Below are 13,653 nucleotides of genomic sequence, written 5' to 3' on the forward strand. Positions count from 1 at the left end.
GTCGGCGCTCAGGTGTTGCTGAGCGCCTTGCGGATGTAGCCGTTGTTTTTCGCCAGCAGCGACTGCGCCTCTTCGGCGCTTAAGTCCGCCAGCACCATCACGATCGCCGTTTTACAGTGGCGGCCGCAGGCCTCCAGCGCCTTCTGGGCAGTGGGACGATCGCAGTCGGTCGCCTCCATCACGATGGAAACCTGGCGCTCAATCAGCTTGGCGTTGGTCGCTTCGACGTCGACCATCAGGTTGCTGTAGACCTTGCCGACGCGAATCATCGCCCCGGTGGAGATCATGTTCAGCACCAGCTTCTGCGCGGTACCGGCTTTCAGGCGGGTCGAGCCGGTCACTACCTCCGGGCCGACCACCGGGGTGATGGCGACGTCCGCCAGCTGAGCCATTTCGCCATGCGGGTTACAGCTGACGATGGCGACAAAGGCATTCTGACGATGGGCATACTCCATGGCGCCAATGACGTACGGCGTGCGTCCGCTGGCCGCCAGCCCCACCAGTACATCGCGGTTGCTGAAGTTCAGGTTCTGCAGATCCATCGCCCCCTGCGCTTTGTTGTCTTCCACGTTTTCCACGGCGCTGAGAATCGCTTTATGTCCGCCGGCGATGATCCCCACCACCTGCTCCGGGCGGGTGCCAAAAGTCGGCGGGCATTCGCTGGCATCGAGGATCCCCAGACGCCCTGAGGTGCCAGCGCCGATATAAATCAAGCGGCCACCGGCCTGCAGCGCCGTCGCGACCTTATCCACCACCTCGGCAATCTGCGGCAGATAGGGCGTAATCGCCTGGGCCACCTGCTGGTCTTCCTGGTTTATCACCGTCAGCATCTCGAGGGTGGAAAGGGTGTCAATGTTGGCGCTGTTGGCGTTGCGTCGCTCGGTCAGCAGTTTGCTCAGGTCAATACTCATAGAAACCTCGTTATTCTCAGTCGTGCGCAGTATAAGGAATTATTTATTCCTTGCCTGTGAAGAGTATCACGATTAGTTCGAGGAGAATAATATGAGAGTTGTAGAGATGGCGGGAAATAGTGCGGTAATCAAGGTGGAATATTTTATTACCGCACCTGCGTTTAGCGCGCGCCGCGCGGCTGGCTGAGGCCCATCAGCAGCGCCAGCAGGTAGCAGATCGCCATCGCGAGGCTCATCTTCAGCATCGTTTCGCCGCCGAGGCCCGCCAACGGCGCGGCGATGCCGCCGAAAACAAACATCAGGGTGCCCATCAGCGCGGACGCGGTCCCGGACTGGGCGGCGTCGACGGCGCTCATCGCTTCCGCGCCGGCGACGGTACTGATGCCGCTCATCAGCGACACGGTAAAAAACAGGCCGACCAGCGCCAGAACCGGCAGCTGCAGCCAGGCAAACAGCAGCATGATCGCCGCGCAGCCCACTGCCAGCGTCAGGCCGCCGCGCAGCAGGCCTTCGGCGCTGAAGCGGCGCGCCAGACGGGAAAAGATCATCGCCGCGATAATCAGCCCGATACCGTTCAGACCAAACAGCAGGCTGAACTGCATGGCGCTCATGCCGTATTCGCTCTGCATTACGAAGGAAGAGGAGCCGATGTAGGAGAACAGCCCGGCCATCATAAACGCCTGAATCAGGCAGAAGCGCAGAAAACGACGATTCTTCAGCACCGGCTGGCCGGGCCGCTGGTGGGCGGCATGGGGCGCCGCGGCCGGGCGCGTTTCCCGCAGGATAGTCAGGCTCATGACCAGCAGCGCGCCGCCAATGGCGGCCATCGTCCAGAAGAGAATTCGCCAGTCGAAGGCGGTGATCACGTAGCCGCCCAGCACCGGGGACAGGACCGGCGCAATGCCGTTCACCGTCATCAGCAGGGCGAAAAACTGGGTCAGCAGGGTGCCCTGGTATTTATCGCGGGCGATGGAGCGCGACAGCACCGAGCCGCCGGCGCCGGCGAAGCCCTGTAAAAAGCGCCAGACAATCAGCATGTTGATATCCCGGGTCAGGGCGCACATCGCCGAAGAGAAGATAAACAACAGCAGGGACAGCGCCAGCGGTTTCAGGCGGCCAATCCGGTCGCTCAGCGGGCCGAAAAACAGCTGACCCAGGCCGAGGCCAATCAGCGCGGCGGTCAGCGACAGCTGGGTCTGGGTGCTGGTGGCCTGCAGCTGCTGAGTGATCTCCGGCAGCGCCGGCAGATAAAAATCCGTGCACAGCGGCCCAATGCCCGACAGCAGGCCGAGGATCAGCGCCCAGGAGAGGGAAACACGTGGCATAACGATTCCTTACAGAAGCCGGGCGCGGTCGCCCGGCGGGTGAAATTAACTGGCGCCGCCGCCCAGCGACTGCCAGAGGGTGATCCGGTTATTGAGGTCGGTCTGCTGCAGGGACAGCAGCGTCGTCTTCGCCGACCACAGCGTGCGCTGGGCGGTGAGCACCGACAGATAATCGCCGACCCCAGCCTGATAGCTCTTCATAGCGATATCCAGCGAGGTCTGCTCGGCGGCGACATACTGTTGCTGGGCATCGAGCTCTTCATTTAGCGTTTCCCGGCGCGCCAGCGCATCGGCAACGTCCTTAAAGGCGCTCTGAATCGATTTCTCGTAGGTGGCGATCAGCCCCTTCTTCTCCGCTTCCGCATAGCGCAACTGCGCCAGGTTGCTGCCGCCGGTAAACAGCGGCAGGCTGATGGAGGGGGCGAACGACCACACCTGCATCCCGTGGCTGAACAGCGACGACAGCGAGTCGCTGCCGACGCCGGCGCTGGCGGTCAGGGAAATCGACGGGAAGAAGTTCGCCCGCGCCGCGCCGATATCGGCATTGGCGCTCTTCAGATTATGCTCCGCTTCCTGAATATCCGGCCGGCGCAGCAGCACCGACGATGACACCCCCGCCGGCACCAGGGCGATGCAGTTATCCCCGAGACTGTCGAGGGTGCCGGGCAGCAGGCTCTCCGGCACGGTTTCCCCCGCCAGCAGGTTAATAGCGTTTTTATCCTGCGCCACCAGCGTGCGGTAGCTGGCGACGCTGGCGCGCGCCTGCTGATAGACGCTTTCCGCCGAGCTTAAATCGCCGGCGGAGGCGGTGCCCACCGCCATCTGACGGGCGACGATGTTGCGCGAGTTTGCTGCGCTGTCCATGGTCTGCTGCGCCAGCGCCAGATTGCTGTTATCCGTCGCCAGCGTCACCCAGGCGGTGGTCAAATCGGCAATCATCGTCAGCCGGGTATTCTGCGCGGTGAATTCGCTGGCAAGCCAGGTTTCGCGCGCCGCGCGCGACAGGCTCTGGTTCTTGCCAAACAGATCCAGCTCGAAGCTGGAGACCGCCCCGTCGGCCTGCGAAGCGGAGCTCAGGCCGCTGGCCACCGTTTTGCTGCGGGTATGGCTCAGCTCGGCATCGACGGTGGGGAACAGCGACGCCCGCGTCTCGCCGTACTGGGCGCGCGCGGCCTCGATATCGGCCAGCGCCTTTTGCACATCGCGGTTGCTGTTCAGCGCGATACTGACCACTTTTTTCAGCCGCGCGTCATTGACCACTTTCTGCCAGTCGCCGACCACCGCCGTCGATTCGCCGTGCGCCCCGGGCAGGGTAGCCGGCACCGGCGCGGCCGGGCGATCATAATGCGGATCAAGCGAGACGCAGCCCGCGGTCAGGAGCGCGATAAACATAAAACTCAAACGAAACATACCTTACTCCTGAGAAGGACGTTGGCGGGTGAAGAAGCGTTTCACCAGCACGAAGAACAGCGGTACGAAGAACACCGCCAGCAGGGTGGCCGTCAGGGTGCCGCCGATGATGCCGGTGCCGATCGCCACGCGGCTGTTGGCCCCGGCGCCGGTGGCGATGGCCAGCGGCAGCACCCCGGCGATAAACGCCAGCGAGGTCATGACAATTGGGCGCAGACGGGTCTGCGCGGCGCGGATCGCCGCCCGGGAGAGCGAATAACCCTCATCCACTGCGGATTCAGCGAACTCCACGATCAGGATGGCGTTCTTCGACGACAGGCCGATGGTGGTCAGCAGCGCCACCTGGAAGTAGACGTCGTTGCTTAAGCCGCGCAGCGTCGCCGCCAGCGCCGCGCCGAGCAGGCCGAGCGGGATGACCATGATCACCGAGAACGGCACCGACCAGCTCTCATACAGCGCCGCCAGGCACAGGAACACCACCAGAATCGAGATGGCGTACAGGCTCATCGCCTGGCCGCTGGCCAGCTTTTCCTGCAGCGAAATGCCGCTCCACGCCCAGGTGGAGCCCGCCGGCAGGCTGTCGGCCAGCTTTTCCATCTTGTCCATCGCCGCGCCGGAGCTGAAGCCGGCGGCGTTTTCGCCCTGGATCTCAAAGGCGGCGGAGCCGTTGTAGCGCACCAGGCTTTCCGGGCCGTATTGCCAGTGGGTGGTGGCGAAGGCGGAGAAGGGCGTCATGCTGTTATCGCTGCCGCGAACGAACCATTTGCCGAGGTCGGAGGGCACGGCGCGCGCGTCGCTCTCGCCCTGGATATAGACCTTCTTCACCCGGCCGCGGTCGATAAAGTCATTCACGTAGGTACCGCCCCAGGCGCTGGAGAGCGTATCGGTCACGTCGCTCAGCGACAGCCCCAGCGAGACCGCTTTGTTGTTATCGATATCCACCTGCAGCTGCGGCATCTGCGGCAGGTCGTTGGCGCGCACCGACTGCAGCTCGCCGCTCTGGTTGGCTGCCGCCAGCAGCTGACTGCGCAGCTTCATCAGGCTGTCGCGGTCGGTACCGCCGCTGGCCATCAGCTCGAAGGTGAAGCCGTTGCTCTGTCCGAGACCGTCCACCGACGGCGGGGTCATGGCGAACAGGGTGGCGTCGCGGATCGTCCCCAGCTCTTTATTGGCGCGCAGGGCGATGGCCTGGGCGGTATTGTCGTCGCCTTTGCGCTGCGACCAGTTGTTCAGCGACACGAAGGCCATCCCGGCGTTCTGACCGCTGCCGCTAAAGCTGAAGCCGTCGACGGTGAAAATGACGTTGGTATTGGCTTTCTCTTTGGTCAGGAACCAGTCGGTGACCTGGCGACGCACCTCGGCGGTACGCACCGCGGTGGCCCCGGCGGGCAGGGTGTACTGGACCATGATCTCCCCCTGGTCCTCCACCGGCAGAAAGCTGCCCGGCAGTTTCCACATCGCCAGCGCCATCGCCCCGCAAATCAGGACGTAAGCGCCCATCATCACCGCGCCACGGCGCAGGCCGCCGAGCACGCGGCGCTGGTAGCCCGCTTCCGTGCGCCCCCACAGGCGGTTAAACGCGCCGAAGAACCCTTTGGTATGAGGCCTGGAGTGGCTGAGCAGCGCGCCGCACAGCGCCGGGGTGAGGGTCAGGGCCACCACCACCGACAGCATCATCGCCGAGATAATGGTCACCGAGAACTGGCGATAAATGACCCCGGTCGAGCCGCCGAAGAAGGCCATCGGCAGAAAGACCGCTGACAGCACCAGGGCGATCGCCACCAGCGCGCCGGAGATTTCGCCCATCGATTTTTCGGTGGCTTCCCGGGCGGGCAGCCCTTCGTCGCGCATAATGCGCTCAACGTTCTCCACCACCACGATGGCGTCGTCCACCAGCAGGCCGATCGCCAGCACCATGGCGAACAGCGTCAGGGTGTTAATCGAGTAGCCGAACAGCGCCAGCACGCCGAAGGTGCCGAGCAGCACCACCGGGACCGCTACCGCCGGGATCAGCGTGGCGCGGAAGTTCTGCAGGAACAGATACATCACGCAGACCACGAGGATAATCGCTTCGAAAAGGGTCTGAATCACGTCTTCGACCGAGATTTTGATGAACTCGGTGCTGTCCTTTGGATAGGCGATATCGTAGCCCTGCGGCATCTGACGCTGGAATTCGGCGATTTTGCTTTTCACCAGGGTCGCGGTGTCCAGCGCGTTGGCGCCGGGGGCCATCATCACCGCGATCCCGGCGGCCGGGTGGCCGTTGAGATTGGCGGTAGCGGTGTAATCCTCGCTGCCCATCTCCACCCGCGCGACATCGCTCAGGCGCACCACCGAGCCGTCGGCCTGGCTTTTCACGATGATCGCTTTGAACTGGTCAGGGGTTTGCAGCCGCGACTGCGCGCGCACGGTGGCGGTCAGCTGCTGGGCGCTGGACGATGGCAGGGCGCCGATTTTACCGGCGGAGACCTGCACGTTCTGCGCCTCAATCGCCGACTGGACGTCGGAAGGCATCAGCGAGTAGGAGGCGAGTTTAGTCGGGTCCATCCAGACGCGCATCGCGTATTCGGCGCCGAACACCTGCAGGCTACCGACGCCCTCTACGCGCGCCAGCGGGTCCTGCAGGTTGCTGACCAGCCAGTCGGAGATATCGGAGCTGGTGGCGCGGTCGGTTTTGTCATACACCGCGAGGATCAGCAGGAAGCTGCTCTGCGATTTTTCCACCGTCACGCCGGACTGCTGGACTTCGCTCGGCAGCCGCGATTCCGCCTGCTGGACTTTGTTCTGCACCTGCACCTGGGCGGTGTCCGGGTCGGTCCCCTGCTCAAAGGTGACGGTGATGCTGACCGAGCCGTCGGAGCTGCTGGTGGAGCTGAAGTAGAGCAGATGGTCGAGGCCGGTAAGCTGCTGCTCGATCACCTGGGTGACGCTGTTCTCCAGGGTTTCGGCGGAGGCGCCGGTGTAGGTGGCGGAGATTTTCACCGCCGGCGGGGCGACGTCCGGGTACTGGCCCACCGGCAGAGTGCGGATCGCCAGCACGCCGGCGAGCATAATCAGAATGGCGATCACCCAGGCAAAGACCGGGCGACGCACGAAGAAACGGGAGAACATCAGGCGTTGACTCCGTTATTGTTGACGGCAACGGCCTTCACCGTCTGGCCTGGGGCCACTTTACCCGTGCCTTCGACGATCAGCTTGTCGCCCGCTTTCAGGCCGCTCAGCACCAGCCATTTATCGCCGTAGGTGTCGCCGGTTTCCACGGCGCGCTGCGCAACTTTGTTGTCGGCATCGACCACCAGCGCCGTGGCGTCGCCTTTGGCATCGCGGGTAATCCCCTGCTGCGGGGCGAGGATCGCGTCGTTCATGATGCCTTCATCGATGCGCGCGCGGACAAACATCCCCGGCAGCAGGACGTGCTGCGGGTTGGGGAAGATGGCGCGCAGGGTTACCGAGCCGGTGGATTCATCGACGGCGACTTCGGTGAGCGCCAGACGCCCTTTTTCGCTGTAGGTGCTGCCATCTTCAAGGATTAACGTCACGCTGAGGGTATCGCTGTTGCTGGCCAGGCTTTGTTTGCGTAAACGCAGGAGATCGACGCTGGATCGCGTCAGATCGACATACATGGTGTCGAGCCCGCGGATCGTCGCCAGCGCGGTATCCTGATCGGCGGAGACCAGCGCCCCCGGCGTGACCGACGAGATGCCGATGCGCCCGGTAATCGGCGCGGTGACGGTGGTCCAGTTCAGGTTGATGCGCGCGCTCTCCAGCGCCGCTTTCTTCGATGCCACGCTGGCCTTGTCCTGGGCGCAGGTGGAGGCGGCGTCGTCGGCATCCTGGCGGGAGACGCCGTTATCCCGGACCAGCGACGCGTAGCGCTGAGCCTTCTGGCAATCGGAGACCACCAGCGCCTGGGCCTGTTTCAGCGCCGCCGCCGCTTCATTCCAGGTCGCGCGATAGCTGGAGGGATCGATCTGGTAAAGGGCCTGCCCGGCCTTCACCATATCGCCTTCGGTAAACAGGCGCTTCTGGATGATGCCGCCCACCTGCGGGCGTACTTCGGCGCTGAGCGAGGCGGTGGTGCGGCCGGTGAGCTGGCTGACTACCGGAACCGGCTGGCTTTGCAGAGTGACCACGCCCACTTCCGGCGTGGGTTGCTGCGGGGCAGATGTCTGCGCATTATCGCATCCGCTGAGGAGAAATAATGCTGTCGCGATGGGAGCTATGATGTATTTCATTATATTTTCTCAAGATATAAGACGTCCGCCCCGTTTATTTAAAAACGAGGGAATAGGTTGGGCGCTGAGGCATTTTCGGCTAAGCGAAAATGACAAAAAAGGAACACAGATGTTCCTGAACGTGATTGTTATTGTGTCTCCGCTGAAGCCAACCTTTTCGGCCTTCAGGAGGTGAAAAGCGCATCTCCTCTGGTTTTGTGGTGAGAATGATCATTCTCATTTTTTCCCATTATACGATCCGCCGCGATAATGGAAAGGTTTTTTTGCTTACTTTTAGAACGCAAAAAATTAAGGCAAATAATCATGGAGAAAATAAGAATTTTTTGTGAAAGTGGAGAGGAAAAATAACCTTTCGGCACAGCGATACTGGAGATAGTTAATGGCGTTAATTATTACAAAAAGCATTAATCCCGACGACCAACAAGAATTGTTTGCCGGTCTGCGGCACTATAATCAGCAGTATCTCGATGCGGCGCAGTTTGGCGATCTGGGCGTTTACTCCCGCGATGCGCAAGGGGTGATGCAGGGCGGGTTGATTGCCAAACGCAAGGGCAACTGGCTGTGCATTGAGTATCTGTGGGTCAGCGAAGCGACGCGCGGACGCGGACTGGGGAGCGAGCTGATGCAGGAGGCGGAGCGGCAGGCGCAGGCGCAGGGCTGCAGCCATCTGCTGGTGGATACCTTTAGCTTCCAGGCGCTGCCGTTTTATCAGAAATTAGGCTATCAGCTGCAGATGTCGCTGCCCGACTTCCCGCATGCGGGAATGCAGCGTCACTATTTGTCGAAGGCGCTGTAACGGTCCTGATATCGCCGGGCGGTCAGGTACCGTACCTGTGATTGTGCCGGATGGCGGCATAAATGCCTTATCCGGCCTACACAGTTCTCCCGTAGTTTCGCCCCACCCAGGACCGGCAAGCGCAGCGCCGCCGGGCAGGATATCAGGCACGGCACCTGTATTCTTGCCGGGTGGCGGCTGCGCCTTACCCGGCCTACGGTTCGTGCTGTGCCCGCCATGATGCCGAGCGGCCTGTTGTTGATATACCCACTTGCGCGACTGAAACTGCCGGTGCTGGCGGCCTCAAAATCGCTGAGACGTTCCCGGAAGGCCGGGGCAGCCCGCATGGATGCGGGCTGAGGGCCGTGTTTTGCATGGACGCTGCCTCGGCCCGACCCGAAGCCTGCAGGGATAAGTCGAAGGTACCGCGTAGCGGCGATTTTGCTGGCCGGAGCCCGGGGGTACAGGGGGCGGCGGCGACTGGCCGCCCCCTGTGCGCTCCCTGCGCCATGCCAGGCATAACGCAGAAGAAATATCGGGAGCGCAATCTGCCCGGACATAACATAGAAGTTGTAGCCCTGCTAAGCGTAGCGCGAGCAGGGAAAATCCCGGATGGCGGCGCGTGGCGCCTTATCCGGGCTACAAAAGCGTCAAAACCACGCCTTAACCCCCGACGCCATGGCCCATTAACGCCAGCGCGTGGCTGACGATGGTCTGGCGGTCAACCGCCTGTAAACGCGGATCGCTGTGGATGCGCGAAAACGGCACCAGCACCAGGCTAATCACCGTGGTAAACAGCAGCTCCGGCGACAGCGCCGGGTTAATCTTGCCCTCCCGCTGCCAGCGGCGCACCGCCTCCAGCATCACCTGAAAACGCTCCTCGCCGAAGCGGGCGTCCATATGCTGACGCAGGATCGGCATCTCGCCGATGATCTCCTGCATCCACAGCGGCGCGAACCAGGCGTTTTTCTCCGCCATGTGCGCCAGCGTCTCGACCATCATCGTCAGCGCCAGCACCGGGTCCTGCGGATGGTCGACAAAGATGCGGCTGATGTGGTTGCGCAGCGGCATAAAGCGCTCTTCGATCAGCTGCGTCACCAGCGCATCCCGCGAACTGAAATAGTAATGCAGCATCGCCGGCGTCACCCCGGCCTCTTTGGCGATGGCGTTCAACGACACGCGGGCCGCGCCGTCGCGGGCAAACAGCGTCAGGGCGATGTCCATCAGCTGTTCGCGGTTGGCGGTACCCGGTTTTTTACCGCGCGGCCGCCCCGGGCGGCGGGGGGTATCCTGATCCTTTTGTGCTGTCATGATATGGCGATCTCTTGACCCGACTCATTCTTTCACTAAATATTAATTATGCATTTAATTAATATCAAGCGAGTGTTGTGATGACTTCTCAAGTCGCGAACCCACCGGTGCAGTCGATACGCCTGCTGTTTAGCGCCTTGCTGCTGGTGATGCTCCTCTCCGCGCTGGATCAGACCATTGTCTCCACCGCGCTGCCGACGATTGTCGGCGAACTGGGCGGGCTGGACAAGCTTTCCTGGGTGGTTACCGCCTATATCCTCAGCTCCACCATCGCGGTGCCGCTGTACGGTAAATTCGGCGATCTGTTCGGCCGCAAAATCGTGCTGCAGGTGGCGATTGGGCTGTTTCTTGTCGGCTCCGCCCTCTGCGGGCTGGCGCAGAACATGACCCAGCTGGTGCTGATGCGCGGCCTGCAGGGGCTCGGCGGCGGCGGCCTGATGGTCATCAGCATGGCGGCGGTGGCCGACGTCATCCCGCCCGCCAGTCGTGGCCGCTATCAGGGGCTGTTCGGCGGCGTTTTTGGCCTGGCGACGGTGATCGGCCCGCTGATCGGCGGCTTTTTGGTGCAGCACGCCTCCTGGCGCTGGATCTTCTACATCAACCTGCCGCTGGGCCTCTTCGCGCTGCTGGTGATCGGCGCGGTATTCCACAGCAGCAATAAACGCAGCCAGCATGAGATTGACTGGCTGGGGGCGATTTACCTCAGCATGGCGCTGCTGTGCATCATCCTGTTTACCTCGGAAGGGGGCAGCGTTCATGCGTGGAATGACCCGCAGCTGTGGTGCATTCTGGCCTTCGGCATCGTGGGGGTCATCGGTTTTATCTACGAAGAGCGAATGGCCGCCGAGCCGATTATTCCGCTGTCGCTGTTCCGCAACCGCAGCTTCCTGCTGTGCAGTCTGATCGGCTTCGTCATCGGCATGTCGCTGTTTGGATCAGTCACCTTCCTGCCGCTCTATCTGCAGGTGGTGAAGGAGGCGACCCCCACCGAGGCCGGGCTGCAGCTGATCCCCCTGATGGGCGGCCTGCTGCTGACCTCGATTATCAGCGGGCGGATTATCAGCCGTACCGGTAAATATCGCCTGTTTCCGATCCTCGGTACCCTGCTTGGCGTGACCGGCATGGTGCTGCTGACCCGGATCACCATTCACTCACCGCTGTGGCAGCTGTACCTGTTTACCGGCGTGCTGGGGGCGGGTCTGGGGCTGGTGATGCAGGTGCTGGTCCTGGCGGTACAGAACGCGATGCCGGCGAAGCTTTACGGCGTCGCCACCTCCGGCGTGACCCTGTTCCGCTCGATCGGCGGCTCCATCGGCGTGGCGCTGTTTGGCGCGGTGTTCACGCACGTGCTGCAGAGCAACCTGCAAAAGCTGTTGCCGGAAGGCGCGGTACTGCCGCCGGGAATGAATCCGGTGGCGGTGCAGCACCTGCCCGCGGATATCCGCCTCGACTATCTCGACGCCTTCGGCGCGGCGATCCACGCGGCGTTCCTCATGGCGGCCTGCATTATGGCGGTGGCGTTTGTCCTCTCCTGGCTGTTAAAGGAGGCGCCGCTGAAGACCGCGACGCACTAAGCGGCCCCGGCAATGCGCAGCAGCGCCTGACGCAGCGCCGGCGCGGCAAAATCGATAAATTTTCGCAGCTTAAGCGGCGCCAGGTCCCGGGCGGTATACAGCAAATGGACCGGCGCCGGCTCCGGCTCGACGCGCTCCAGCAGCAGACGGAGCTCACCCTGTCGCAGGCCGTCCAGCGCCTGATAGTGCAGTAAGCGAGCTACGCCCACCCCCAGCCGCGCGGCATCGGCAGCGCTCTCCGGCGTGGTGACCGATAACGCCGGCGGCAGGTTAATCAACTGGTCCTCGCGCTCAGCGGCGCGAAAGCGCCAGCCGCGATAGGGCATCGGCGATTCAATGCGGATGATCGGCAGCGCCGCCAGATCGCGCGGCCGCTGCGGCTCGCCGTATTTCGCCAGCAGCGCCGGATGGGCGCAGGCCACAATGCGCATCCTGCCAAGGCGGGTGGCCACCATGCTGCTGTCCGCCAGGTCGCCTATCCGCACCGCCAGATCGATATGGTCGCCCACCAGGTCGGCGTTACGATCGCTGAGCAGCAAACGGACGTGAATCTGCGGGTAACGGGCGATGAATTCAGCGATCACCGGGAGAACGTGCTGGCGCCCAAACATTGTCGGCGCAGAGATCACCAGCTCGCCTTTCGGTTCCTGATACTCGCCCGTCGCCTGGCGTTCGGCGTTTTCCACCTCCTCAAGGATCCGCCGCGCGGCAGCGACATAATCGACCCCGGCGTCGGTGAGCGTCAGTTTGCGGGTGGTCCGCGCCAGCAGGCGCACCCCCAGCGCGTTCTCCAGCTCGCCGATATGGCGGCTGACGGTGGTCAACGGCATATTCAGCGCCCGCGCCGCCGCCGACATACTCCCCAGCTCGGTCACTTTCACCAGCAGCGCCATCGCGCTTAATCGATCCATTATTCTCCCGATTTTTGGAAAGATGATTGCCACGAAACCAGTATTATCATTTTTTACAGTACAGTCCATGATGGCGCCAGACAACAGGAGGCGCTATGGCAGCAACCTTTCTCGATATCGCCATCACCCCGGACGTGATGGATGTGCAGCATGAAATGGGCAGCGACCAGCTGTGGCAAACGCCGCATAGTCGCCGCCAGGCCGACCGCTTCGGCGACAGCGAAGCGGGGATGATCGCCACCCGCGACAGCTTTTATCTGGCGACGGTGTCGCAGAGCGGCTGGCCCTACATTCAGCATCGCGGCGGCCCGCCGGGGTTTCTGCATCTGCTGGACGATACCACCCTGGCGATGGCGGATTTCGGCGGCAACCGTCAGTACATTACCACCGGCAACCTGCGCGGCAGCGACCGGGCCTGCCTGTTTTTGATGGATTATCCGCGCCGTGCCAGGCTGAAAATCTACGCCACCGTCGAGGTCGTGGCGGCAGAGAACCACCCGCAGCTGCTGGCGCAGGTGGCGCCGGCCAACTATCGCGCCCGCATCGAGCGCCTGTTTCTTTTTCATCTGCAGGCGTTTGACTGGAACTGCCCGCAGCACATTACGCCGCGCTACAGCGCGCAGCAGGTGGCGGAGTACAGCCAGAACCTGCAGCAACGTATTCATGACCTGGAGCAGGAGAATCTGCGCCTGCAGCAGCAATTAGCCCGCAGAGGAGAGTCAGCATGACCGAACAACGTCCCCCGTTACCGCCGTTTACCCGCGACAGCGCTATCCAGAAGGTCCGCGCCGCGGAAGATGGCTGGAACAGCCGCGATGCCGAAAAGGTCGCTCTGGCCTACACCGTGGACAGCGAATGGCGCAACCGCAGCGAGTTTGTCCACGGCAGGGGGCAAATTGTCGAATTCCTGCAGCGAAAATGGCGTAAAGAGCAACAATATCGGCTGATTAAGGAGCTGTGGGCATGGCAGGAAAATCGCATCGCCGTGCGCTTCGCCTATGAGTGGTGCGACGACAGCGGCAACTGGTTTCGCTCGTACGGCAATGAAAACTGGGAGTTTGATCAGCACGGGCTGATGCAGACGCGCTACGCCTGCATCAACGATCTGCCGATCGCCGAAAGCGAGCGCCTGTTCCACTGGCCCCAGGGGCGTCGCCCGGACGATCATCCGGGGCTCAGCGACCTGGGGCTGTAAAACCGG

At 62.5% G+C, this 13,653-nt stretch carries 13 protein-coding genes; 5 read left to right on the forward strand and 8 right to left on the reverse strand.

Features of this window, described 5'->3' with window-relative positions:
- Nucleotides 1-8 precede the first annotated feature (8 nt).
- The 5 genes from murQ to eefA form a co-directional block, all read right to left on the reverse strand.
- Nucleotides 9-911, reverse strand: a complete 903-nt coding sequence (gene murQ, locus ABLX76_RS09565; RefSeq protein ID WP_065882904.1) for an N-acetylmuramic acid 6-phosphate etherase — start codon at nucleotides 909-911, stop codon at nucleotides 9-11.
- A 161-nt stretch (nucleotides 912-1,072) separates the two neighbouring features.
- Nucleotides 1,073-2,236 (reverse strand): multidrug effflux MFS transporter, encoded by a 1,164-nt coding sequence (locus ABLX76_RS09570; RefSeq protein ID WP_241515907.1) that lies wholly within the window; start codon nucleotides 2,234-2,236, stop codon nucleotides 1,073-1,075.
- A gap of 45 nt (nucleotides 2,237-2,281) precedes the next feature.
- Entirely contained in the window at nucleotides 2,282-3,646 is a 1,365-nt protein-coding gene (eefC, locus tag ABLX76_RS09575; RefSeq protein WP_032454402.1) for a multidrug efflux RND transporter outer membrane subunit EefC, read from the reverse strand.
- Nucleotides 3,647-3,649: 3 nt separating this feature from the next.
- Complete coding sequence (gene eefB, locus ABLX76_RS09580) at nucleotides 3,650-6,757, reverse strand: multidrug efflux RND transporter permease subunit EefB (protein WP_060589905.1); 3,108 nt, start codon at nucleotides 6,755-6,757, stop codon at nucleotides 3,650-3,652.
- Nucleotides 6,757-7,881, reverse strand: coding sequence for a multidrug efflux RND transporter periplasmic adaptor subunit EefA (eefA, locus tag ABLX76_RS09585; RefSeq protein ID WP_348874454.1), 1,125 nt, complete (start codon nucleotides 7,879-7,881; stop codon nucleotides 6,757-6,759). Before eefA ends, eefB begins: the two co-directional genes overlap by 1 nt.
- Nucleotides 7,882-8,087: 206 nt before the next feature.
- Between eefA and ABLX76_RS09590 the strand changes: the two genes are divergently transcribed.
- Nucleotides 8,088-8,210 carry a hypothetical protein gene (locus ABLX76_RS09590; protein ID WP_032454401.1) on the forward strand — a complete coding sequence of 41 codons (123 nt, stop codon included), beginning with the start codon at nucleotides 8,088-8,090 and terminating at the stop codon, nucleotides 8,208-8,210.
- Here ABLX76_RS09590 and ABLX76_RS09595 read toward each other — a convergent pair.
- Nucleotides 8,170-8,286 (reverse strand): hypothetical protein, encoded by a 117-nt coding sequence (locus tag ABLX76_RS09595; protein ID WP_065882911.1) that lies wholly within the window; start codon nucleotides 8,284-8,286, stop codon nucleotides 8,170-8,172. The two genes, ABLX76_RS09590 and ABLX76_RS09595, sit on opposite strands and share 41 nt — an antisense overlap.
- Between ABLX76_RS09595 and ABLX76_RS09600 the strand changes: the two genes are divergently transcribed.
- Nucleotides 8,261-8,677 carry a GNAT family N-acetyltransferase gene (locus tag ABLX76_RS09600; protein ID WP_032454397.1) on the forward strand — a complete coding sequence of 139 codons (417 nt, stop codon included), beginning with the start codon at nucleotides 8,261-8,263 and terminating at the stop codon, nucleotides 8,675-8,677. The genes ABLX76_RS09595 and ABLX76_RS09600 overlap by 26 nt on opposite strands.
- A 642-nt stretch (nucleotides 8,678-9,319) precedes the next feature.
- On the opposite strand, the gene ABLX76_RS09605 is transcribed toward ABLX76_RS09600, so the two are convergent.
- Nucleotides 9,320-9,967, reverse strand: a complete 648-nt coding sequence (locus ABLX76_RS09605) for a TetR/AcrR family transcriptional regulator (protein WP_023291407.1) — start codon at nucleotides 9,965-9,967, stop codon at nucleotides 9,320-9,322.
- 80 nt (nucleotides 9,968-10,047) lie between these two features.
- Here ABLX76_RS09605 and ABLX76_RS09610 point away from each other — a divergent pair, with 80 nt between their 5' ends.
- A complete protein-coding gene (locus ABLX76_RS09610; protein ID WP_032454395.1) occupies nucleotides 10,048-11,541 on the forward strand; it encodes an MDR family MFS transporter in 1,494 nt (497 codons plus the stop codon).
- On the opposite strand, the gene ABLX76_RS09615 is transcribed toward ABLX76_RS09610, so the two are convergent.
- Nucleotides 11,538-12,452 carry a LysR substrate-binding domain-containing protein gene (locus tag ABLX76_RS09615; protein ID WP_023291405.1) on the reverse strand — a complete coding sequence of 305 codons (915 nt, stop codon included), beginning with the start codon at nucleotides 12,450-12,452 and terminating at the stop codon, nucleotides 11,538-11,540. The genes ABLX76_RS09610 and ABLX76_RS09615 overlap by 4 nt on opposite strands.
- 95 nt (nucleotides 12,453-12,547) lie before the next feature.
- On the opposite strand from ABLX76_RS09615, the gene ABLX76_RS09620 reads away from it, so the two are divergent.
- The gene (locus tag ABLX76_RS09620) at nucleotides 12,548-13,180 is read left to right on the forward strand and encodes a pyridoxamine 5'-phosphate oxidase family protein (protein WP_348874455.1); all 633 of its coding nucleotides are present in this window, start codon (nucleotides 12,548-12,550) and stop codon (nucleotides 13,178-13,180) included.
- Entirely contained in the window at nucleotides 13,177-13,647 is a 471-nt protein-coding gene (locus ABLX76_RS09625; RefSeq protein WP_086075627.1) for a nuclear transport factor 2 family protein, read from the forward strand. The genes ABLX76_RS09620 and ABLX76_RS09625 overlap by 4 nt, the downstream gene beginning before the upstream one ends.
- Nucleotides 13,648-13,653: the final 6 nt, after the last annotated feature.

The sequence above is a fragment of the Klebsiella sp. JB_Kp004 genome (assembly GCF_040065795.1).
In the GTDB taxonomy this organism is placed as follows: Bacteria; Pseudomonadota; Gammaproteobacteria; order Enterobacterales; family Enterobacteriaceae; genus Klebsiella; species Klebsiella quasipneumoniae.

Coding starts and splice junctions, on each gene's coding strand:
- ABLX76_RS09570 (WP_241515907.1), bottom strand. CDS start 2,236: ATGCCACGTGTTTCCCTCTCCTGGGCGCTGATCCTCGGCCTGCTGTCG.
- ABLX76_RS09590 (WP_032454401.1), top strand. CDS start 8,088: ATGATCATTCTCATTTTTTCCCATTATACGATCCGCCGCGATAATGGA.
- ABLX76_RS09615 (WP_023291405.1), bottom strand. CDS start 12,452: ATGGATCGATTAAGCGCGATGGCGCTGCTGGTGAAAGTGACCGAGCTG.
- murQ (WP_065882904.1), bottom strand. CDS start 911: ATGAGTATTGACCTGAGCAAACTGCTGACCGAGCGACGCAACGCCAAC.
- eefA (WP_348874454.1), bottom strand. CDS start 7,881: ATGAAATACATCATAGCTCCCATCGCGACAGCATTATTTCTCCTCAGC.
- ABLX76_RS09600 (WP_032454397.1), top strand. CDS start 8,261: ATGGCGTTAATTATTACAAAAAGCATTAATCCCGACGACCAACAAGAA.
- eefC (WP_032454402.1), bottom strand. CDS start 3,646: ATGTTTCGTTTGAGTTTTATGTTTATCGCGCTCCTGACCGCGGGCTGC.
- ABLX76_RS09595 (WP_065882911.1), bottom strand. CDS start 8,286: ATGCTTTTTGTAATAATTAACGCCATTAACTATCTCCAGTATCGCTGT.
- eefB (WP_060589905.1), bottom strand. CDS start 6,757: ATGTTCTCCCGTTTCTTCGTGCGTCGCCCGGTCTTTGCCTGGGTGATC.
- ABLX76_RS09625 (WP_086075627.1), top strand. CDS start 13,177: ATGACCGAACAACGTCCCCCGTTACCGCCGTTTACCCGCGACAGCGCT.
- ABLX76_RS09620 (WP_348874455.1), top strand. CDS start 12,548: ATGGCAGCAACCTTTCTCGATATCGCCATCACCCCGGACGTGATGGAT.
- ABLX76_RS09605 (WP_023291407.1), bottom strand. CDS start 9,967: ATGACAGCACAAAAGGATCAGGATACCCCCCGCCGCCCGGGGCGGCCG.
- ABLX76_RS09610 (WP_032454395.1), top strand. CDS start 10,048: ATGACTTCTCAAGTCGCGAACCCACCGGTGCAGTCGATACGCCTGCTG.